Raw genomic sequence first — 23,022 nt, forward strand, 5'->3', positions numbered from 1 at the left:
ACGTTCACTCCGCCGGTTCCGGCACCGTGTCCTGCGAAGCAGCCGATGCCGTCTCCGGCACGAGCAGCCTGCAGATCCCATCGAGCAAGCCGGCATCCCTCAGGATCGTGAAGTGGTTGTCTCCGATGACGCCGCGGTCAATGGCGTCAGGCAGTTGCGTCTCCAGCCGATCGCGCTGCGTCAGGCGGCCCGACGTCCACCAGCACAATGGCCTGATTGCAAGACAGCGCGGCGGCGCGGCATTCTGCGTCAGGGTCTTGAGGTGCCGGCCTACTGCGAAGGCTGCTGACAGGTCGTCGACGCCGAGCAGTGTGTCGTCCGCCGATGCTCCCTCCCCCAATATCTGTGCGACCAGACGCCGGACGCTCTCGGATGTCTCCGGCATGCCTGCGGCCTTCGCTTCCTCCACATGCGAGCTGATACCAACAGCGTGCGGAAGAACGGCCGACAGCAATCCCGCGAGATCATCGATCCAGTGGGCTGACGCTGCCTGCTGCTCCGATCCGCCGTGCTGCCGCAGCACAAAGCTGTCGACCATCAGGAGACAATCGACGCGTTCACCGCACCGTTCAAGTTCGGCGGCAACAAGAGTGACGAGTAGGCCCCCAAGCGACCAGCCGACCAAGCTATAGGGCCCTTGCGGCTGAACCTGCCTGATCTCGTTCGCATAGTCCGCCGCCATCGCTTCGAGCGACCGGTCGCTCCACGAACTGTCGACCAGCATCCTGGACTGCAGACCAATCACCTGCCGCCGTCCTTCGAGGCGTCGCGCCAGCGGCCCATAATCGAAGACGGTGCCGAAGCCGCCATGCACGCAAAACACCGGATGCACGCCACGAACCGCGGCATTCAGCGGCAGCAACGCTGTCGGCGGCGGCGCAGCGGCGGGCACGGAGGAAGCGTTATCCGCGAGCAGCGCGCGGATCGTGGGCTTCTGCAGTAGATCGCGCAGCTTGATCTCTGTGCCAAACGTCTTGTCCTGCCGCAGCCGGGCCACGACCTTCAGGCTGAGAATCGAATTGCCGCCAAGCTCGAAGAAATTATCGGTGACGCCGACCTGCGGCAGCTTGAGGATGTCGGCCCACAGCCGCGCCATCGCGGTTTCGGCCGGCCCTTGCGGAGCCACGAAGCTTCGCCCGGCCGAGTCGGGGGTCGGCAGCGCACGCCGGTCAACCTTGCCGCTCGACAACACCGGCAGTCGCTCAAGCACCATGATCCGCGCCGGCACCATATAGAGCGGCAACGTCTGCTTCAGAAAATTTGTCAATCTGTCGACCAGAGCCTCGGCAGCGTCTCCCGCTCCGCTCTTTGCCGCCTTCGGCGCGACATAGGCAACGAGTTGATTTCCCGCCGCGCCGGGCAACGCCAACACGGCCGCCTGTTCGATTTCCTCGTGACGAAGCAGCGAGGTCTGGATCTCTCCAAGCTCAATCCGGAAGCCGTTGACCTTGACCTGGTCGTCGCTGCGGCCGAGATATTCGACGGTACCGTCCTTGCGCCAGCGCGCGAGGTCGCCGGTCCGGTATAGCCGCCCGCCCGGCACCGCAGCGAATGGATCGGGCACGAAACGCTCGGCAGTCATGCCGGCCTTGCCGTGATAGCCGCGCGCCAGTCCGAATCCGCCAAGATAGAGCTCGCCGGCGACACCGGCGGGAATGATATTGAGCGAACTATCGAGGATGTAGGCGCGGCGGTCACCGACCGGCAGACCGATCGGTGCGTAAGGTGTCTCGCATTCGGATGCGCCATCGACCTTCCAGACCAGCGGCGTGACGACGGTTTCGGTCGGACCGTAACCGTTGATCAGGATGCGCGGCTTCAGAACGCGCCTGACCTTGTCGAAGCCAGCCTTCGGCATCGCCTCGCCGCCGAACGAGTAGAGCTTGACCGGCGGCGGATTGCCCGCCTGCTCGACCGCCTCCGCAACCTGCTGCAGATAGGCCGGCGGCAATCCGATATGGCTGACGCGATGCGCGTGCAGGTTCTCGACCGTCTGCTCCGGCGTCCACAATTCTGCATCCCGCATCAAGAGACGCGCGCCATGCGACAAGACCGTCAGCCAGCGTTCATGGGCACCATCGAAGGCGAGCGACAGGAAGTGCAGCTCGCACGAGCTCTCGTCGATCTCGTAGATGCTGCCCGTGACCTGACAGTGCATCGCGAGCGGCCCATGGGCGACGGCGACGCCCTTTGGCGTTCCCGTCGAGCCGGACGTGTAGATCAGATAAGCGAGGTTCTCAGGGTGCAGCTCCGGTTGCGGCGCATGCTCCGGCCCAGCATCGAAATCGAACGTCGAAAGGGAAACTCTCTCGACACCATCCAAGCCTTCCCGGACATCGAGCTGTCCTGTCAGCAAGAACGATATCCCGGCATCGCGCATGACAAAGGCGCGCCGCTCGGCCGGAATCTCCGGATCGAGCGGAACGTAGGCCCCGCCCGCCTTCAGGACGGCCAGCAGCGCGACCATCGTGGCTTCGGTTCGCTCGACCACGACGCCGACGCGCTGCTCAGACTTCAGCCCACGGCCGATCAGGTGATGGGCAAGACGATTGGCCCTGGCGTCGAGCGCACCGAATGAGAGCGTTTTGCCGCCGATGGTAAGCGCCGTCCGTTCCGGATGACGCCGCGCGTGGATGCTGATCGACTCGTGAACCAGCGGCAATGCGGCCGCCGACATCGCGTGGCGATTGCAATTTTTGGCGAGAGCATCGTCGATTGCCGTGACCGGGTCGATACTGCCAAGCAACGCCGACGAATCGCGCCTCAGAATTTCAAGCAGACGCTCGAACTGCGCCTTGATCTGCCCCGCCTGTACCGCCGTAAAGTGGCTCGGCATATAGGTGTACTCGACCTGAAGCGTATCCTCGACGAGCACCGACAGGTCCATCGGATAGTTCGTGACGTCGACATTCCTAAGGCCGCCGAACTGCAGTGAGCCGTCGCCCCGGTGCATGCTGCGTTCGATCGGATAGTTTTCGAACACGATGATGCTGTCGAACATCGCCTGACCGGCACGGCCGGCCCAGCTCTGGATATCGTAGAGCGGCGTATGCTCGTAATCCCAGATCGCCGAATTGCGATCCTGAAGCGCGCGCAGCCATTCTCCAACCGTGCTGGCGGACGCCGGCGTTTCGATCACGGGCAAGGTATTGATGAAGAGCCCGAGCATCTGCTGCGATCCGTCGAGGCTAGCCGGGCGGCCGGCAACCGTAACGCCAAACGTCACCGTCTGCTGGCCGGTATAGCGCTGCAGCAGCAGCGCCCAGATGCCCTGAACGATGGTATTGAGCGTGATCCGCTCACGGCGCGCGAATGCTTTCAGCTCCGCGGTCGCCGTCTCTCCGAGCCGCGTGTAGCAGCGCTTGTGGCCCGATGCATCATGGCGGCGAGCACCGAAAGCGTCCGCCAGTTGCGTCGGCTCGTCGAAGCTCTTGAGCTGTTCGCGCCAGAAATGTTTGGCAGCCTTGGCGTCCTGCGCCAGCAGCCAGGCGATATAGTCGCGGTAACGCGTCGGGTTCGCCGCGGGCGCGCCGCCATAATAGCATTCCAGCACTTCCCCGACGAACCTTGCCGAACTCCATCCGTCCATCAGGATGTGATGATAGGTCCAGATCAGCCGATAGAGTTCGTCCTCGAGGCGCAGCAGCCGCACTCGCTGCAGCGGCGGTGTCGAGAGATCGAACTCGGCGGCGCGTTCGTCGGCAAGCGCCGCCGCAATCCGGTCCTCATCAATGGTTTGCCCGCGCCAGTCCTCCTGTTCGAACGGCGCGACGGCGTCGCGATAGACGGCTTGCAACGAAGACCCGGCAAGCTCGCGCCACAGAAAGCCAGTCCGAAGCACCTGATGGCGTGCGGTCACCTCGCGCCATGCTCTCCCGAGACGCTCCGCATCAAGTCCGCGGATTTCAACGCTGACCTGGTTGACGTAGACGCCGCTGCCGGCATCGCGCAGGCTGTGGAACAGCATACCCTGCTGCATCGGCGACAGCGGGTAGATGTCCTCAATGCGGTCCCAATTCAGTCCAAGCCGATCGAGCTGCTCGCTGGTCAAACCCGACAATGAGCCGCGCGCTGATGCCGGAGTGTCATTGTTCGGGCTGACGTCGCGGGCCAACGCGGCCAATGCTTCGATCGTCTGGTGCCGGAAGACATCGCGGGGCTCGACGAGTACGCCTTCGCGGCGCGCGCGGCTCACCATCTGCAGCGAGATGATCGAGTCGCCACCGAGCTCGAAGAAGTTGTCGGTGACGCCGATACTGGGCTGGCGCAGCAGATCGGCCCAGATCGCGGCGAGCGCCGCTTCCATCGGCGTACGCGGTGCGACGCGCTCGGTTGATGTCGCGAGCTGGTCCGGGGCCGGAAGCGCCTTGCGGTCGATCTTGCCGTTCGGTGTCAGCGGCAGCCGGTCCAGCACCACGATCCGTGCCGGCACCATGTAGTCCGGCAGCAGCGACAACAGCGCGGTCTTGAGAGCTGTCCCGTCCAGCGACGTTTCACCGCTGACATAGCCGACGAGCTGGCGGGCAGCGCCGACCTCGCGCGCCACCACCACCGCCGAGCGTACGCCAGCCTGCGCCAACAGCCGCGCCTCGATCTCGCCGAGCTCGATCCGAAAACCGCGGACCTTCACCTGGTGGTCGGCGCGGCCGATATATTCGATCACGCCATCGGCGCGCCACCGCGCTATGTCGCCGGTGCGGTAGAGCCGCGCGCCTGGCCGGCCGAACGGATCGGGGATGAAGCGTTCCGCGCTCAGCGCGCCGCGCCGCCAGTAGCCGCGCGCAAGGCCCGCGCCGCCGATATAGAGCTCGCCCACAACGCCAACCGGCACGAGATTGAGGTCGTTGTCGAGGATATGAAGCGTGGTGTTGCCGATCGGGCCGCCCAAAACTGGACGGTCGTCCTGCGCATCGAGGCGGTGGCGGGCCGACCACACCGTGGTCTCGGTCGGGCCATACAGGTTCCAGACCTCGCCGGCCTGCGCCACCAGCCGCCGCGCCAGGTCCGGCGGCAAGGCCTCGCCGCCGCACAGCACGCGGCAGCTTGGGGACAGTGATGGGCCGTCATGATCAAGCAGCATCCGCCAGGTCGAGGGCGTCGCCTGGATCATGGTCACGCCATGCCTGACCACCATGGCCTTGAGCCGCGACGGATCATGCGCGGCGGCGCGATCGGCCAGCACCACGCATGCCCCGAGCGTCAGCGGCAGCCAGAGCTCCAGCACCGCGATGTCGAACGACAGCGAGGTCAGGCCGAGCACGCGGTCCTGGGCCGTCATGCCCGGCTGCTCCGCCATGGTCGCCAAAAAATTCGTCACGGCGTCATGGCGGACCATCACGCCCTTGGGCAGACCGGTCGAGCCCGAGGTGTAGATCACGTAGGCCAGGCTTTCGGGGTGGACGGCGACATCAAGATTGCCACCGTCACCGTCCTCGCCGCTGTCATTCCCGTCGAGCAACCATGCCTCGGCGCCGGTCTCCTCCAGTACCGGCGCAAACTGATCCAACAGCGTCCGCTGCGTCAGCACCAACGCGGCGCCGCTGTCGCGCAGCATATGCGCCAGCCGCTCCGCCGGGTAATCCGGATCGAGCGGCAGATAGGCCCCGCCCGCCTTCAACACCGCGAGCAGCGCGACCATCATCTCGACGCCGCGCTCCAGCGCCAGCCCCACCACCACGTCGGTTCGAACGCCGCGATCGCGCAGCCGCCGCGCCAGCCGATTGGCGCGCGCGTTCAACGCGGCATAGCTCAATGTCTCATCGCCAAACACCAGCGCGATCGTGTCGGGAGATTGATCGACCTGTGCCTCGAACTGCTCGACAATTCCCCGACGCAGTGCATCGCGGCGCGTCTCGTTCGCCCGGGAGAGCAGCGCATGATCACCCGGGGCGCCGGCCGCGATCATGCCGACGGGCCGGTCAGCATCGACGCTCAACGCCTCCATCAACCGCACAAAGGCGCGCTGCAGCCGCGCGATCTGCGCCTCATCAAAATGCCTGCGCTGATAGTTGAAGACCAGCCGCAATCGGTCATCGACGCCGACACTGGCGAACAACGGATAGTTGCTGGTCTCGACGATCCTGGTCTCGCCGACACGGATTTGTCCATCTTTCCCCATCAGCGCGTGGTCGACCGGGTAATTTTCAAACACCAGGATGCTGTCGAACAGCGGCCGCCCGGGACGTCCCGACAAGCGCTGGATCTCGTAGAGCGGCGTCCAGCCGTATTCGCGCAAGGTCAGATTGCGATCCTGCAAGTGACGCAGCCATGCGCCGACTTTCTGCTGCGGACCGACGTCGTCGATAACAGGCAAGGTGTTGATGAACAGGCCCACCATGTCCTCGGCGCCGGCCAATTCCGGCGGCCTGCCTGATACGGTGACGCCGAAGCAAACCGTTCCCTGCCCGGTATATTGCCGTAACAGTTGCGCCCAAGCCGCCTGCACCAGCGTGTTCAGCGTCACACGCTCGCGCGCAGCAAATTGCTGCAGGCGTTCAGTCACGGCAACATCCAGCTCCAGCGCGAGCATGCCGTGACCGGACGACTCCGCGTCTGCATGTTCGGTCGAACCTCCTGCCAGGAAGCTCGGCTCTTCCAGCTTGGCCATCGCGCTGCGCCAGAACGCCGCCGATGCATCGCCGTCCCGGCTCTGCAGCCAACCGATGTAGTCGCGATAGCGGCGCTGCAATGCAGGCAACCGGCCGTCGGCATTATGCTGCATCACCTCGGCAATCAACCGCGCCGAACTCCATCCGTCGAGAAGGATGTGATGGTGCGTCCAGATCAGCCAATGACGATCTTCTCCGAGCCGGATCAGCCGGACCCGCTGCAGGGGCGGCTTCGACAGGTCGAACCCTTCGACCCGTTCGCGCAGCGAAACTTCGCCCAGCGCAGCCTCCAACTGGGACGGTTCGGACGCCGCGACTCGCGCGCGCCAGTCCTCCTCGAGGAACGGCACCTCGGCCCGACGATAGACGATCTGTTGCGGCGAGCCTGTCAGGTCGCGCCAGACGAAGCCAGTTCTCAGCACCGCATGGCGATCACTGACCGCCTGCCAGGCGCGTTGGAGCTTTCCGGCATCGAGGCCCTGCACTTCCGCGGCGAGCTGGTTGACGTAAAGCCCACTCTCGCTGTCGTGCATGGCATGGAACAGCATGCCCTGCTGCATCGGCGACAACGGGTAGATGTCCTCGATCTCTCGCCAATGCAACTCCAGCCTGTCGAGATCGGCCTGGCCAAGTCCTGACAGTGCCACGTCCGACGGCGTCACGCCGGAGGCGCCGCTAGTGCAGTGATCGACCAGTTCGCGCAGCGCCGCTTCGTACAACCCAGCTAATCGCTCGACTGTTTCCCGTCGATAACGTTTGCGGCCGAAGCCGAACGAGAGCCGCAACTGTCCTTCGCGCACCGTGCCGTTCACGCTAAGCCAGCGCCGCAGCGGGCTCGATGCGTCACGCGAGGGACCCGCGCTTTCCGATGCCATGGCGAACAATGCCGCGTCTTCAACGCCGCCGTCGATCTGGCCGAGATAGTTGAAGGCAAGCTTCGGCTCGGCAATGTCAACCAGCGCCGCGCGCTGCTCTTCGGAGCCGAGATAGCGCAATACGCCATAACCGAGTCCCCGGCCGGGAATGCCGCGAAGTTCCTCCTTCGCGGTCTTGATGAGTGACGAAGGGTCCTGTGACCCGCCAGCCAGCCGCACGGGAAAGGCGGTGGTGAACCAGCCGACGGTGCGCGAGATATCGAGATCGCCGAACAGGTCCTCGCGGCCGTGGCCTTCCAGCTCGACCAGCACATTGTCCTGTCCGCTCCATTGCCAGACAGCGCGTGCAAGGCCGGCGAGAAGAAGATCGTTGATCTGCGTACGATAGGCGGACGGCGCGTCCGTCAGCAGGCGCTGCGTCAATTCCCGCTCGAACGTGAGCAAAACTTCATCGGCATCGGCGACACAGTCGCTGCCGCCATGGTCGTCATCGCAGGGAATATCCACATCCGTACGGCGATCGATCCAATAGGACAATTCAGTCGCCAGTTCGGGCGATGCTGCATAATCTTGCAGCCGCTTGCCCCACACGGCATAGGCGTGGCTCTTCGGCGGAAGCGCAACCGCGGCGCCGCCGTTCGCTAGCTGAGCATAGGCGGCGGCGACGTCTTCCAGCAGAACCCGCCATGACACGCCGTCGACAACCAGATGATGGATCACGATCAGAAAACGCTGAGTGCCATCGGCGACGTCGATCCCGACCGCCCGCAGCAGCGGTCCCCTTGATATCGAAAGACTTGTTTGCACCGAGGATGCCAAGGCCGTCACGGCTTCCCCGTCAACCGCACTTCGGATCCACAGCAAATCCGCGGCAGCAGGTGCCGCGCCGTGCTCCGCGCGCCACCTTCCCGCGCTTTCCACGAAGCGAAGCCGCAGCGCGTCGTGATGATCGATCACGGCCGCTAGCGCGCGCCGCATCATTTCCCAATCGAGACGATCCCTCGGCCGCAACAGCACCGCCTGGTTCCAGTGATCGCGCTCTCCTGCGTCCTTCGCAAAGAAACGCGCCTGGATCGGCAACAACGAAAGCGGGCCGGTAACCTGCCCCTGATCGGCGAGCGCCTCGCTGCGCTGCTCGGCACGCGCGGCGCGCGCCAGCGCTTCGAGCGTCTGATGCTGAAACACATCGCGCGGCTCGATCAGGTAACCGGCGCGGCGGGCCCGGCTCACCATCTGCAGCGAGATGATCGAATCGCCGCCGAGCTCGAAGAAATTGTCGGCAAGGCCGACAGCAGGCCGCCCGAGCAATTCGGCCCAGATCGCCGCGAGCGCCAGTTCGGCCGGCGTGCGCGGCGCCTCGTACTGCGCAACCGTGGACGCGGCGTCGGGCGCCGGAACCGCCTGGCGGTCGATCTTGCCGTTCGGCGCCAGCGGCAGCCGCTCCAGCACCACAATCCGCGATGGCACCATGTAATCAGGCAGAACGGCCGACAGCGCCGTCCGCAGGACCTGTTCCTCCAGTCCACTCGCGCCACTGACGTATCCGACAAGCTGGCGGCCTGATCCGACCTCGCGCGCCACCACCACAGCGGAGCGGACACCGGGCTGCTCAAGCAGCCGCGCTTCGATCTCACCAAGCTCGATGCGGAATCCGCGGATCTTGATCTGGTGATCGGACCGCCCGATAAACTCGATCGCACCGTCGGCGCGCCAACGCGCCAAGTCACCCGTTCGATATAGCCGCGCGCCAGGGCCGCCGAAGGGATCGGGAAGGAAGCGTTCCGCCGTCAGAGCCTGGCGTCGCCAGTAGCCCCGCGCCAGCCCTGCTCCACCAATGAACAATTCACCGGTCACGCCGCCCGGGACCATGTTCAGGTCGGTATCGAGGATCCGAATGACCGTACCCGGGATCGGCCGTCCGATCGGCACCCGCGCCGCGCCATCGTCGCGACAATTCCAGAACGTGGCATTGATCAGGGCTTCAGTCGGACCGTAGCGATTGTCGAAACGCAAATTGGGGAAGGCTGCGAGCACACGCGCCTTCAACTCTGACGACAAGGCTTCGCCGCCGGCAAACAGGCGCTTGATCGTGACGCAGCGCCTCGCTTCGGGCTCGGCAACAAAATGCTCGAGCATCTGCGGCACGAAATGCAGTGTCGTCACGTCGTGGGCGATGATGGCATCGACCAAAAGCCGCGGCTCCCGATGCGCGCCCGGCGCTGCGATCGCAAGCCGTGCGCCGGTCGCGAGCGGCCACAGGATCTCCCAGACCGAGACGTCGAAGCTGAACGGCGTCTTCTGCAGCAAGGTCTCGCCGGCATCGAGGCGATACTCCGCCTGCATCCAGCCAAGCCGTGCGGTGAGCGCGCCATGCGAGCAGGCCACGCCCTTGGGCATGCCCGTCGATCCCGACGTGTACATCACATAGGCCAGGCTATCCGGGTGCAGCGCCACGTCGAGATTGCGGACCGGCTCTCCTGCCCAAGTCCCCCTTTCTCTTTCTATAGCCCAGGCTTCAACGGACGCGCTCGCAATTACGGGCGCGAGACGATCCAGCAGCCGGCTTTGTGTCAGCACCAGCGCAGCTCCGCTGTCGCGCAGCATGTGCAAAAGACGGTCCGGCGGATAATCGGGATCGAGCGGCAGATAGGCTCCGCCGGCTTTCAGCGCGGCGAGAACGCCGACGATCAGCTCGACGCTGCGCTCCAGTGCGAGCCCGACCAACCGGTCGCGACCGATGCCGTGAGCTTGCAACCGTCGCGCCAGACGATTGGCGCGAGCGTTCAGCTCCTCATAGCTGATTTTCTGGTCGCCAAATACCAACGCGATAGCGGATGGCGAAGCTGCCGCACGAGCCTCGATCTGAGCGACGATACTGTTGCCAACATTCGGAACCTTGGCAAAGCCATCGCTCCAGCCGAGCACCTTTCGCGTCTGATCTGCATCGAGCCCGCTGAGCTCACCCAGCGGTCGGGAGGCGTCCGCGACGATCTCGGCAAGGAGCCGCGACAGCGTGACCTGCAGATATCTGACCTGGCCTTCATCGAACCGGCTGCGGTCGTAGCGGAAGCCGAGATTGATGCCGTCGGTCTTGGCGAACACCGCCACCGTGAGCGCATAGTTGGTAATCGAGACCTGCTCGACCCGCCCGAAGCGGCGACCGCTTTCGTTCTCGCTGCGCAAGGCCTGATCGATCGGATAGTTCTCGAACACCAGGATATTGTCGAACAGCGGCCGGCCGGATCGTCCGGCGAGGCGCTGGATCTCGTAGAGCGGCATCCAGCCGTGATCGCGCAAATCGATGTTGCGTTCCTGCAGGTCCCGCAGCCATGCACCAACATCGGTTTGCGGGTTTGCCCGATCCACAACCGGCAGGGTGTTGATGAACAGGCCCACCATGTCCTCGGACCCGCCGATCTCTGCCGGCCTGCCCGATACCGTCGCACCGAAGCAGACCACGCGCCGGCCGGTATGACGGCGCAACAATTGCGCCCATGCACCCTGCAACAGGGTGTTCAGCGTAACGCGCTCGCGCTTTGTAAATGCGTGCAGCTTTGCAGTCAGATCGGCAGTGAGAAGCAGATCGAGCGAACCATGGCCGGACGCGCCGGTGGTGGCCGCAGGTCCTCCCAGCGTATCCGCCAGGAAACCCGGCTCATCCAGTTCCGCCAATGCCGTGCGCCAGAACGTCCCGGAGGCGTCGCGGTCCTGCCGTTGCAGCCAGGCGATGTAGTCGCGGTAGCGGCCCTGCACGGCAGGTAAACGATGGCCGCGTTCGTGTTGCAGTATCTCGGCCACCAGCCGCGCCGAGCTCCAGCCGTCCAGCAGGATATGATGATGCGTCCAGATCAGCCAGTGGCGGCTTTCGTCAAGCCGGATCAGCCGCACGCGCTGCAACGGCGCCTGCGACAGGTCGAAGCCCTTGACGCGCTCGGCCTGCGACGCCTTCGCCAGGGCCGCCTCGAGTTCGCCGCGGTCCATGGCTGCGGCCTGCTCGCGCCAGTCTTCTTCCACGAATGGCAGCGTCACATGGCGATATACCACTTGCTGTGCCGCGCCTGACAGTTCGCGCCAGGCAAAGCCGGTCCGCAGCACAGCATGACGCGCGCTCACCTCGTGCCAGGCTGCGCGTAACCGGCCGGCATCGAGGCCTCGCACTTCGAGACCGACCTGGTTGACGTAGTTGCCGCTTTCTCCGTCGCGCAGCGCGTGGAAAAGCATGCCCTGCTGCATCGGCGACAACGGATAGATATCCTCGATGTCGCGGCAATCGATCGCCGCGCCCAGGAGATCGAGATCGGCTTGGCTCAAATTCGACAATGCGAAGTCCGACGGCGTGATGCCGCGGGCGCCGCTTGTACAATGGTCGACGAGTTCTCTCAGCGCCGCGGCATAGTGCTCTGCGAGGCGTTCGATCGTGGCTCGCCGGTAACGCCTGCGGCCATAGCTGAACGACAGCCGTAGCTGGCCTTCCCGCACCTGACCGTTGATGCTCAGCCAGCGGCCAAGCGGCGCGCTGTCGCTGCGCGAGGGCCCGGCGCTCTCAGGAGCGATCCTGAACGGTGTGCCCTCACCTACGCTGGAATCAAACTGGCCGAGATAGTTGAAAACGATGCGCGGCTCGGGCAGCGCGGCGAGCGCATGGCGCTGCGCCTCGGTGCCGAGATAGCGCAACACGCCGAAGCCCAACCCGCGGGCGGGAATCGCCCGGAGCTCCTCCTTGACGGATTTGATCAGCGAAGCATCGTCGCCAGAGCCGCCCGGCAAGCGCACCGGGAAAGCGGTCGTGAACCAGCCGACCGTGCGGGAAATATCCACCCCAGAGAAGGTGTCCTCGCGGCCGTGCCCTTCGAGCTCGACGGCAACGTCCTCAATTCCACTCCAGCGCGATACCGCCCGCGCCAGTGCCGCCAGCAGCAGATCGTTGACCTGAGTCCGATAGGCGGACGGCGCTTCCTTGAGCAGCCGCGTCGTCAGCCCGGCATCGAATGCCAGCAGGATTTCCTCGCCCTCGGCAACCCGGTCGACACCATCATGATCGTCGTCGCAGGGCAGATCGGCGCGCGAACCTCGTTCGAGCCAATAGGGCAACTCGGCAGACAGCTCTTCGGTGCCGCTATATGCCTGCAACTGCGCGCCCCAGGATGCATAGGATTGGCTCCTCGCCAGCGCGATCGACGCTGCGCCTTGCTGAAACTGCCCGTAAGCCGCAGCAAAGTCTTCGAGCAGCACGCGCCATGACACGCCGTCGATGACGAGATGGTGCACCACGATGAGAAGCCGCTGGCTGCCGTCGGCGAGATCCATGCCGACCACGCGCAACAGCAGTCCCGCCAGCGACAGGCTGGCCTGGGCGGCAGAAGCGACGGCCGTTACCTCGGCTGCATCGCGGATACCACTCCGAATCCACAACAACTCCGACACTGCCGGCGCGGCGCAATAGGTTGCGCGCCAAGCGCCGTCGACTTCCTTGAAGCCAAGACGCAAGGCATCGTGATGCGCGACAACGGCGGCGACCGCGCGCTCAGCGCTCGCCCAATCCAGCCGCGACTTCGGCATCAACAGGACGGCCTGATTCCAGTGATGACGCTCGCCGGCATCCTCGCTGAAGAACCGCGCCTGGATCGGCAACAGCGGATGTTCGCTGCCCTCGAGGTTTCTCTCGGGAGCCGCCTCTTCCACCGACCGTTCAATGCGCGCGGCCCGCGCCAGCTCCTGCAAGGTCTGGTGCCGGAAAACATCACGCGGTTCGATCACGAGGCCCGACTGCCGGGCGCGGCCGACCAGTTGCAGAGAGATGATGGAATCGCCGCCGAGCTCGAAGAAATTGTCGTCAACGCCAATGAGCGGCTGGCCAAGCAACTCGGCCCAGATCGCGGCAAGCGTCGTCTCGGTCGCGGTGCGCGGCGCGACACGTCCGGGCGCAGTAGCTTGCACATCGGGCGCCGGCAGCGCTTCGCGGTCCACCTTGCCGTGCGCGGTGAGCGGCAGCCGCTCAAGCTTCACGATACGGGTCGGCACCATGTAATCGGGCAGTTCGTCCGAAAGGGCCGCGCGCATTGCCGCTTCATCGAACGTGCCCTCGCCGGCGACATATCCGACCAGTTGGCTGGTTACGCCGGCTTCGCGCGCAACGACGACCGCCGATCGCACGCCCGGCTGGCGCATCAGCCACGCCTCGATCTCGCCGAGCTCGACCCGGAAGCCGCGGATTTTCACCTGGTGATCGGAGCGCCCGACATACTCGATCACGCCATCGGGGCGCCATCTCGCCAAATCGCCGGTGCGATACAACCGCGCGCCGGGCGCACCAAAGGGATCGGAAATGAATCTCTCGGCCGTCAGTCCGGCGCGGCGCCAGTAGCCGCGCGCCAGTCCCTCGCCGCCGATGAACAATTCGCCGGTCACGCCGACCGGCACGATGTTCAGGTCCCCATCCAGAATATAAGCTGAGCGGCGTCCCACAGGACAGCCGATGGGCGCATAGTTGCCCTCGATCTCCTCGCTGGCATCGACCTTCCAGAGCAGCGGCGTCACGACGGTTTCAGTCGGGCCGTAGCCGTTGATCAATGTCCGCGGCTTAAGCGCGCGCTTGACCTTGTCGAAGCCTGCCTTCGGCATGGCCTCGCCACCGAACGAGTAAAGCCCGACCGGCGGCGGATCGCCGCGCCATGCTGCAAAGTCGGCGAGCTGCTGCAAATAGGCCGGCGGAAAGCCCGCATGGGTGACGCGCTGCTTGCGCAGAACGTCGAGCGTCTGTTCGGCCGACCACAGATTCTCGTCGCGCATCACGAGCGCCGCGCCGCAAGTCAGCGCCGTCCAAAGCCGCTCATGAGCGCCGTCGAACGTAAAGGACAGGAAGTGCAGCTCGCGCGAATGCCGGTCCATGTCGTAGAGTCCGGCGGTCACCTCGCAGTGCATCGCAAACGGCCCATGCTCCACTGCGACTCCCTTCGGGATGCCGGTGGAGCCCGAGGTGTAGATCACATAGGCAAGGCTTGTCGCTCCGACGCCAATGCCGGGATCGCTCTCCGGCTCTTGGCCGAAATCGTTTGCGTCGAGCGGGACAGCCGCGATCCCTGACGGAAGCGCAGTGAGCGCCGAGCCTTCCAAATCAACCAGCACGAAGCGCACGCCGGCGTCGCGCATGGTTACGACCTGTCGTTTTGCCGGATGCTCGGGATCGAGCGGCAGATAGGCCGCGCCGGTTTTCAAGATAGCCAGCAAGGCCGTAACGAGCGATGGCGAGCGCCGCGCCGAGATACCGACCAGATCGGCAGGAGTGACGCCCAAACGGATCAGACGATGTGCGAGCCGATTGGCGCGACGGTCAAGCTCGGCATAGGAGATCACATCGTCGCCAAAGATGAGCGCCGGCGCGTCAGGCGTTTCCGTGGCCAGCCGCGCGAACGTTTGGTGCACCGGCGTAAACGGCGCGTCCATCTCGGCTTCCGCGCCGTTCCACTCGTGCAGCGTGGTCACTTCCTGCGCGGAAAGCAACGTCATGCCGGCGACCGACTGCGTGCCGTCCTGAACCATCGTGTTCAGGATCGTGATCCAATGCGACGCAAGGCGTTCGATCGTCGCCGGCTCGAACAGCGCGGTCGCATAGGTAAAGATCGCGCGAATCTCCCCTGCCGGTCCCTCTTCGCTGTCGAGCGCCAGGTCGAACTTGACCGTGTCGACTTCGGCGTCGATCTTCTCGATCTGCAGGCCGGTGCGGTCGGGCGGATTGCCCGACACGCGCCGGCGCTGATGATTGTAGAGTACCTGAAAGAGCGGGTTCTGGCTCAGGCTGCGCTTGGGCTGCAGGATTTCCAGCAACCGCTCGAACGGAAGGTCCTGGTTCGCCTGCGCTTCGATCGTGGCCGAATGGACCGCTGCAATGAAGTCAGCGATCGCCGCGCGACCGTCGAGCTGCGTGCGAAGCACCTGGGTGTTGACGAACAGCCCGATCACGCCGTGCGTCTCGTCCCGGTGGCGATTGGCGACCGGCACGCCGACACTGATGTCGGACTGGCCGGTGTAGCGATAAAGCAGCAGTTTGAAGCTCGACAGCAGGACGACGAACAGCGTGGTCTGGTGCCGGCGCGCCAACGCGCGCAGGCCGTCAGCGAGCGCCGGATCGAGCGCCCTGCGGAGCGCGGCGCCGGCGAGATCAGGAACCGCCGGCCGCGCCCGATCGATTGGAAGCTGCAGCACCGTCGGATCCTTTAAGCGCGCCGTCCAGTAGTTGACTTGGCGCTCGCCATCGACAGCGCTCATCCAGAGCCGCTGCCAACAGGCATAGTCGGCATATTCAATATCGGGTTCCGGCAAAGCCGGCGTCTCGCCGCCTGCGAATGCCGCGTACAAGCGCCAGAACTCGTCGACCAGCACGCCCATCGACCAGCCGTCGGCCACGATGTGATGCAGGCTGACGACAAGGAGATGGTCGTCTTCTTCCAGCCTCAGCAACGCAGCGCGCATGAGCGGGCCGGCTTCGAGATCGAACGGCAGTGATCCTTCCTGCCGCGCCAGCAGATATCTCTGTTGCTCGCGGTCATCGCCATAGAGCGATACATGCCGCAACGCGAACGGTTGCGGGTCGAGCACGACTTGCTCGGCTTCCTTGCCCTGCTGCCGGAACACCGTACGAAGCGCGCTGTGACGGGCGACCAGCGCATCGAAGGCCTGCTGCAGGGCGTGCCGTTGAAGCTGCCCTCGCACCCGTACCGTCGCCGATATGTTGTAGGCGACGCTGTCCGGATCCATCCGCCACAGGAACCAGAGGCGCGATTGCGCAAAAGAAAGCGGTGCCTGCGTTTTCTCCTGGCGCGCAATCGGCAGCATGGCGAGATTGACGCCCTTCGCCGCGAGCTGCGTCAGGAACGCTTGTTGCTTGCTGGTATCAAGGCGCATCAAGCGTCGTGAGATGTCACGAAGCTGCTGCTTCTGCGTGGCGGCGATATCATTCATCGGAAAGTTCGACTTCCTTCAACATGTCGAGCATCGCGGCGATGTCATCGCTGCGCTTGTCGACCTGAATCTCAGGGGCAAGAGCAGCGGCCATCGTCTCGATGGTCGTCATTTCAAACAGGCGGTTCAGCGGCAGGTCCTGGCCGAGATCGCGCTTGATGCGGCTAACGAGCTGGACGGCGGTGAGAGAGTCGCCACCGAGCTCGAAGAAGTTGTCGGTGACGCCGATATTGGGCTGGCGCAGCAGATCGGCCCAGATCGCGGCGAGCGCCGCTTCCACCGATGTACGCGGTGCGACGCGCTCGGTTGATGTCGCGAGCTGGTCCGGAGCCGGAAGCGCCTTGCGGTCGATCTTGCCGTTCGGTGTCAGCGGCAGCCGGTCCAGCACCACGATCCGTGGCGGCACCATGTAGTCCGGCAGCAGCGACGACAGCGCGGTCTTGAGAGCTGTCCCGTCCAGCGACGTTTCACCGCTGACATAGCCGACGAGCTGGCGGGCAGCGCCGGCCTCGCGCGCCACCACCACCGCCGAGCGTACGCCAGCCTGCGCCAACAGCCGCGCCTCGATCTCGCCGAGCTCGATCCGAAAACCGCGGATCTTCACCTGATGGTCGGCGCGGCCGATATATTCGATCACGCCATCGGCGCGCCACCGTGCTATGTCGCCGGTGCGGTAGAGCCGCGCCCCTGGCCGGCCGAACGGATCGGGGATGAAGCGTTCCGCGCTCAGCGCGCCGCGCCGCCAATAGCCGCGCGCAAGGCCCGCGCCGCCGATATAGAGCTCGCCCGCCACGCCGACCGGCACGAGATTGAGGTCGTTGTCGAGAATATGAAGCGTGGTGTTGCCGATCGGGCCGCCCAAAACTGGACGGTCGTCCTGCGCATCGAGGCGGTGGCGGGCCGACCACACCGTGGTCTCGGTCGGGCCATACAGATTCCAGACCTCGCCGGCCTGCGCCACCAGCTGCCGCGCCAGGTCCGGCGGCAAGGCCTCGCCGCCGCACAGCACGCGGCAGCTTGCCGGCAGCGATGGACCGTCATGATCGAGCAGCATCCGCCAGGTCGATGGCGTCGCCTGGATCAGCGTGACGCCGTGCGCGGCTACTATCGCCTTGAGCCGCGACGGATCATGCGCGGCCGCGCGATCCGCCAGCACCACGCAGGCTCCGAGTGTCAGCGGCAGCCATAGTTCCAGCACCGCAATGTCGAACGACAGCGAGGTCAGGCCGAGCACGCGATCCTGAGCCGTCATGCCCGGCCGCTCCGCCATCGTCGCCAAAAAGCTTGTCACCGCATCATGGCGGACCATCACGCCCTTGGGCAGGCCGGTCGAGCCGGAGGTGTAGATCACGTAGGCCAGGCTTTCGGGGTGGACGACCACGCTGAAATTCGCCGCATCACCGCTCTCGCCATCTCCGTGCTGCTTCTCGTCGAGCAGCCAGGCCTCGGCGCCGGTTTCCTTCAGCACGGGCGCGAACTGCTCCAGCAGCGTCCGTTGCGTCAGCACCAGCGCAGCGCCGCTGTCGCGCAGCATGTGCGCCAGCCGCTCCGCCGGGTAGTCCGGATCGAGCGGCAGATAGGCCCCGCCCGCCTTCAATACCGCCAGCAGCGCGACCATCATCTCGACGCCGCGCTCCAGCGCCAGCCCCACCACCGCGTCGGTTCCGACGCCGCGATCGCGCAGCCGCCGCGCAAGCCGATTGGCGCGAGCGTTCAACGCGGCGTAGCTCAATGCCTCATCGCCAAACACCAGCGCGATCGTGTCGGGAGATTGGCGGACCTGCGCCTCGAATTGCTCGACGAATGAACGGTCCCGTGGATATTGCGCCTGCGTCCGGTTCCACGTCTCCAGCAAAAGCTGACGCTCTTCGGCAGGCAGAACATCCAGTTGCCGCACCGGAGAGTGTGGCGCGCGTTCCAGCGCCTCCGCCAATTGATCGAGCGCCTGCTGCATCAAGGCGCAGATGCGATCGGCCGAGAGCGGATGGACGACTTGAGCGGTCAAGCTGAGCGCTTGGCCATAATCCTCGACCGCCATCATCAAGGGATAGTTGGTACGCTCTTCGCCGCCGAGCCACTCGATGCCGTGCAGGCTTGCGCCGCCCTGATTCGTGGACGAAGCCTCCGGCTTCGCATTGTGCCGGTAGTTCAGGATCGAACTGAACAGGGGCGCCGGCGCTGCGACACCGCTGCATCGCTGCGCGAGCGCCAGCGAGGCATGTTCATGCGCCATCAGCTCGGCCAACCGGGCGTGCGCATGACGAACGCTGTCTTCAACCGCAGTGTCATCGAGATCGAGCCGCAGCGGCAATGTATTGATGAACAGCCCCATGGTGCGGTCGCCGCCGGCGCCCGCATGCATTCGGCCGAACAGAACCGTGCCGAACACGACGCGCTCACGCCCGCTGCTTCGCGCCACCACCTGTCCCCACGCGAGATGGCAGACGCTGGCAAGGCTCACCCCCAGCCGCCGCGCCAGCGCGCGAAGCCGCGCGTTGAGCTGTTCCGGAAGCGTTCGCCGCGCTTCCGCCACGCCGCCACCGTCGCCATGCACGCGATCCAGCCCAAACGGCGTGGTCGGCTCATCGATATCAGAGAGCATGCTTCGGAAGAAGTGCTCGTGCTCCGCGATGGCGGCCGATCCGCGCGACTGCGCCACCAGATTTCGGAACGGATAGGGAGCCGGAAGCTCATGACTACGCCCGGATAATATCTTCTGCACTTCGTCGTGCATCACCTCCAGCGTAGAGTGATCGCCGATCAAATGATGCAGCAACACCAAAAGCAGCCAGCGCTCCTTGCCCGGATCGCGCGCGATTGCAAACCGCAGCAAGGGCGCGCGGCCAAGGTCGATCCGATGGCGGCGCGGGTCGAAACGCCGCGCAAGCTGCTCATGCGCCGGGCTCTCGCGGTCCAGCGCGACCTCGGTGATGACTACAGAAGCTCGCCGCCAAACCACCTGCGCCGGAGCTGATAGCCCCTCCCATGCAATGGACGTGCGGAGAATATCGTGCCGGTCGATGACCTGCTGAACGGCGGCGAGATAACGGTCGATCAGGTCGCGGCTTGCGAACGCCATCTGGCCGACCAGCAGATATGGATCGCCCTCCTTCGACAGCAGATGGTGAAACAGGATGCCGTCCTGTAGCGGTGACAGGCCGTAGATGTCCTGGATGTTGGCAACGCCCCCGGGCACACTGGCCACGATGCTGTCGATGTCGGATTGATTCAACGCGATCAATGGCAGCAGCCCAGGCGTGATTGCCGTCGTCTGCGGCGTGATCAGATTGGCCGGAACAGCCGCGCCGACGCCACCGTCGAGGCTGGCGGCGAAATCCGCGAGCACCGGCTTTGCGAACAGCGTGCGCACATCGGCGCGGAGCGAATGCCGCTGCAAGCGCTCCAGCATGCGGACCGCAAGCAGCGAGTGGCCTCCCAGCTCAAAGAAGTGATCGTTGCGTCCGATACGATCGACGCCGAGCAGCTCGGTCCAGACCCTTGCAACGACCTCCTCGATCTCGCCCTGCGGCGGCTCGAAACTGCGCCTTGCAAAGGCATCATCCTCCGGCGCGGGCAGCGCCTTGCGATCGATCTTGCCATTCGGCGTCAGCGGCAGCGCATCCAGGCGCACGAACGCCGATGGCACCATGTAGTCCGGCAGACGCTCACGGAGATGATTGCGCATCACAGCCGCAAATTCACCGGCATTACGCTTCACGCCGTCGTCCCTCGCGGCCACATAGGCGACCAGCCGCGGGTCACCGCTGTGATCCCGCAGCGCCAGCACCACCGCATCGGTCACGCCGGTGTGCTCATTAAGGCGACACTCGATCTCGCCCAATTCGATGCGGAAGCCGCGGATTTTTACCTGATGATCGTTGCGACCGAGGAACGCGATGTTGCCATCCGGCAGGTAGCATCCGAGATCGCCGCTGCGATACATCCGCGCGTTAGCGTCGCCACTGAAGGGGTCGCGCACGAAACGTTCCGCCGTCAGGTCGGTGCGATTGAGATACCCGCGGGCCACTCCTGCCCCGCCGATGTAGATTTCGCCGGTCGCACCGAGCGGAACGGGCGCACCGAAGCTATCAAGCAGATAGATACGTGTATTGGGAAGCGGACGACCGATCGGCACGACGTCGCCATCAAAGCCCGCCGGCCGCAGCCAACTGGTAGCGCAGACCGTCGTTTCCGTCGGCCCGTAGCCATTGAAGACGGCAACGCTAGGCGGCAGATCATTGATCAATTCCGCCTTGGGCAATTCGCCGGCGAGGACGAGCACCTGCAGCGACGCCAGCCTGTCGAGATCATCCCGCCCCTGCAGCATGGCCGGCGGCAAGGTCGCGTGCGTAATGGCGTTGTCCGAGAGAAAATCGAGCAGTTCCGACGCATTGCGGTGCTGTCGCGGGCCGACCAGAAACAGTTCGGCCCCCGAGCACAGGGCCATGACAATTTCCCAGGTACTGGCATCGAAGCTTAACGAAGCAAACTGCATGACGCGGCTGCGTTGGGAAACGTCAAACAGCGCTCGCTGGGCCCGCGCCAAATTTACCAGGCCGCGATGCTCGACCATCACCCCCTTTGGCCGGCCGGTAGAACCGGAAGTGTAGATGATGTAGGCGAGATGCCGTGACGTAAGTCCCGTGACAAGGTCACCTGGATCTGATGCCGTAAGCGCTGCGATGGCAGGCGCGCACGCATCGAGATCAACGATCTCGCACGCGACATTCGCGAAGATTGCGCGTCCGTCACTATCAACGATCAACAATCTCGGTTTTGCATCCTCGACGATCTGGCGTAACCGCTCCGCCGGATAGGCCGGATCCAACGGCAGATAAGCGCCGCCCGCCTTCAGCACGGCCAGCAGGCTGACGACCATGGCGATGCCGCGCTCCAGGCAGATCGCGACCGGCTGATCTGGACCGACGCCCAAAGCGATCAGGTGCCGTGCGAGCTGATTGGCCTTCGCATCAAGCTCGCCATAGCTCAGGCGAACGTCCTCGTGAACCAGCGCTGTGGCTTCGGGCGCGGTTCGGACCTGCTCTGCGAACAGTTCGTGGATGCAGCGCTCCGATGGGAATGGCGCAGCCGTTTCGTTCCATGTATCCAGAACGAGCTTGCGTTCCTCTTGGCCGACAATATCGATCCGGTCGACGATTTGATCCGCGTCGATGACCATGGCCCGCAGCAAGACGAGCAGATAGTCCCGGTGACGCCTGATCGTCGCTCCGTCGAACAGTGCCGTTGCATAGTTCAAGGCGCCGACGATGCGGCCGTCCGCCTCCCCCAGATTGAGCTCGATATCGAACTTGACCTGCTGCAGCGGGATATCGGCTATCTCGGCCTTGAGGCCTGGTAGCTCAACGATTGCCGGCTCGTTGTTCTGCCAGGCAAACACGACCTGGAAGACCGGCGTATGCTCCAGCCGCCGCGGCGGCTGAATGATCTCGACGAGTTGCTCGAACGGCAGATCCTGATGATCCTGAGCTTCGAGCGCTGCAGCGCGCATACGGCTGAGCAGCTCCGCCACATCAGGCTCTCCCGATAAATCGACGCGGAGCGCCAGCATGTTGACGAAAAAGCCGACTAGGCCCTCGATTTCGCGCCTGTTGCGGTTTGCCGTCGGCGTGCCGATCACAAGATCGGTCTGCCCGGAAAGTTTTGACAACACCGCCGCCCAGGCCGCCAGCACCGTCATGAATGCCGTCACGCGGTGCGACTGGCTGAATAGCCTGATACGATGCGCAAGCTCGGCGTCGATCTCGATCGGCAATGACGCGCCGGCGAGAGACCTGACCGGCGGGCGGGGCCGGTCTGTCGGCAATTCGAGCACCGCGGGAGCGCCCGCGAGCGCCTGCCGCCAATAGTCGACCTGCCGCTGCAATCGCTCGCCCGCCAGCCACTGCCGTTGCCAGGCAGCGTAGTCCGGGTAATGAATTGCCAGCGGCGGCAACGGATCGTTTTGGCCTGTCGCGAAGGCTCGGTAAAGCGCGCCAAGCTCGCGTACGAGCACGCCCATGGACCAGCCGTCGGATACGATGTGATGCTGCGTGAGCAGGAACAGATACTTCTTTTCCGCTGTCCGTATCAGGCGTCCGCGGATCAACGGACCCGCGGCGAGATCGAACGGCGTATCGGCCTCCTCGCGGCACAAGCGCGCGAGTTCCTGTTCGGCATCCAGGCGTTGCCGCAAATCATGTTCGAGCACCGGCAGGCACGCATCGGCCGGCAGCAATTCAACGCAAGGCTTTCCATTGACCACGCGGAAGACACTGCGCAGCGCCTCGTGACGCGCAAACAACTGATCAAGGCTGCGACGCCATGCATCGACGTCGAGATCACCCGAAAGCTGCAAAGCGCCGCGAATGTGATAGTTGGCGTTGGCGCCATCGAGCTGCGCCAGCAACCAAAGCCGCTGCTGGGCAAAGGACAATTCCAGCGGCCCGCCGCGCGGCACGGCCCCAATCGAGGAGATTCCAACCTTGCTGGCAGTTCGACCGCGGTCTCTCGCCAGCGACAGGAGCTTTTTCACCTGTGCGGAATCCAGATCACGCAAACCTGGCTTTGATGGTTCAGCCATG

The 23,022-nt window shown here is 64.7% G+C and carries 2 protein-coding genes; both read right to left on the reverse strand.

Annotated features, from left to right (window positions below):
- Nucleotides 1–4: 4 nt before the first annotated feature.
- Entirely contained in the window at nt 5–16,441 is a 16,437-nt protein-coding gene (locus tag CQ13_RS14010) for a non-ribosomal peptide synthetase (protein ID WP_057843428.1), read from the reverse strand.
- Nucleotides 16,434–23,021: a non-ribosomal peptide synthetase gene (locus CQ13_RS14015; RefSeq protein ID WP_057843429.1), complete on the reverse strand. Its 6,588-nt coding sequence runs from the start codon at nt 23,019–23,021 to the stop codon at nt 16,434–16,436. Before CQ13_RS14015 ends, CQ13_RS14010 begins: the two co-directional genes overlap by 8 nt.
- Nucleotide 23,022: the final 1 nt, after the last annotated feature.

Source organism: Bradyrhizobium retamae, from assembly GCF_001440415.1.
GTDB classification, from domain to species: domain Bacteria; phylum Pseudomonadota; class Alphaproteobacteria; order Rhizobiales; family Xanthobacteraceae; genus Bradyrhizobium; species Bradyrhizobium retamae.

Bases quoted from the DNA above. Each gene is read 5' to 3' on its own strand.
- CQ13_RS14010 (WP_057843428.1), bottom strand. From the start codon at position 16,441: ATGAATGATATCGCCGCCACGCAGAAGCAGCAGCTTCGTGACATCTCA.
- CQ13_RS14015 (WP_057843429.1), bottom strand. From the start codon at position 23,021: ATGGCTGAACCATCAAAGCCAGGTTTGCGTGATCTGGATTCCGCACAG.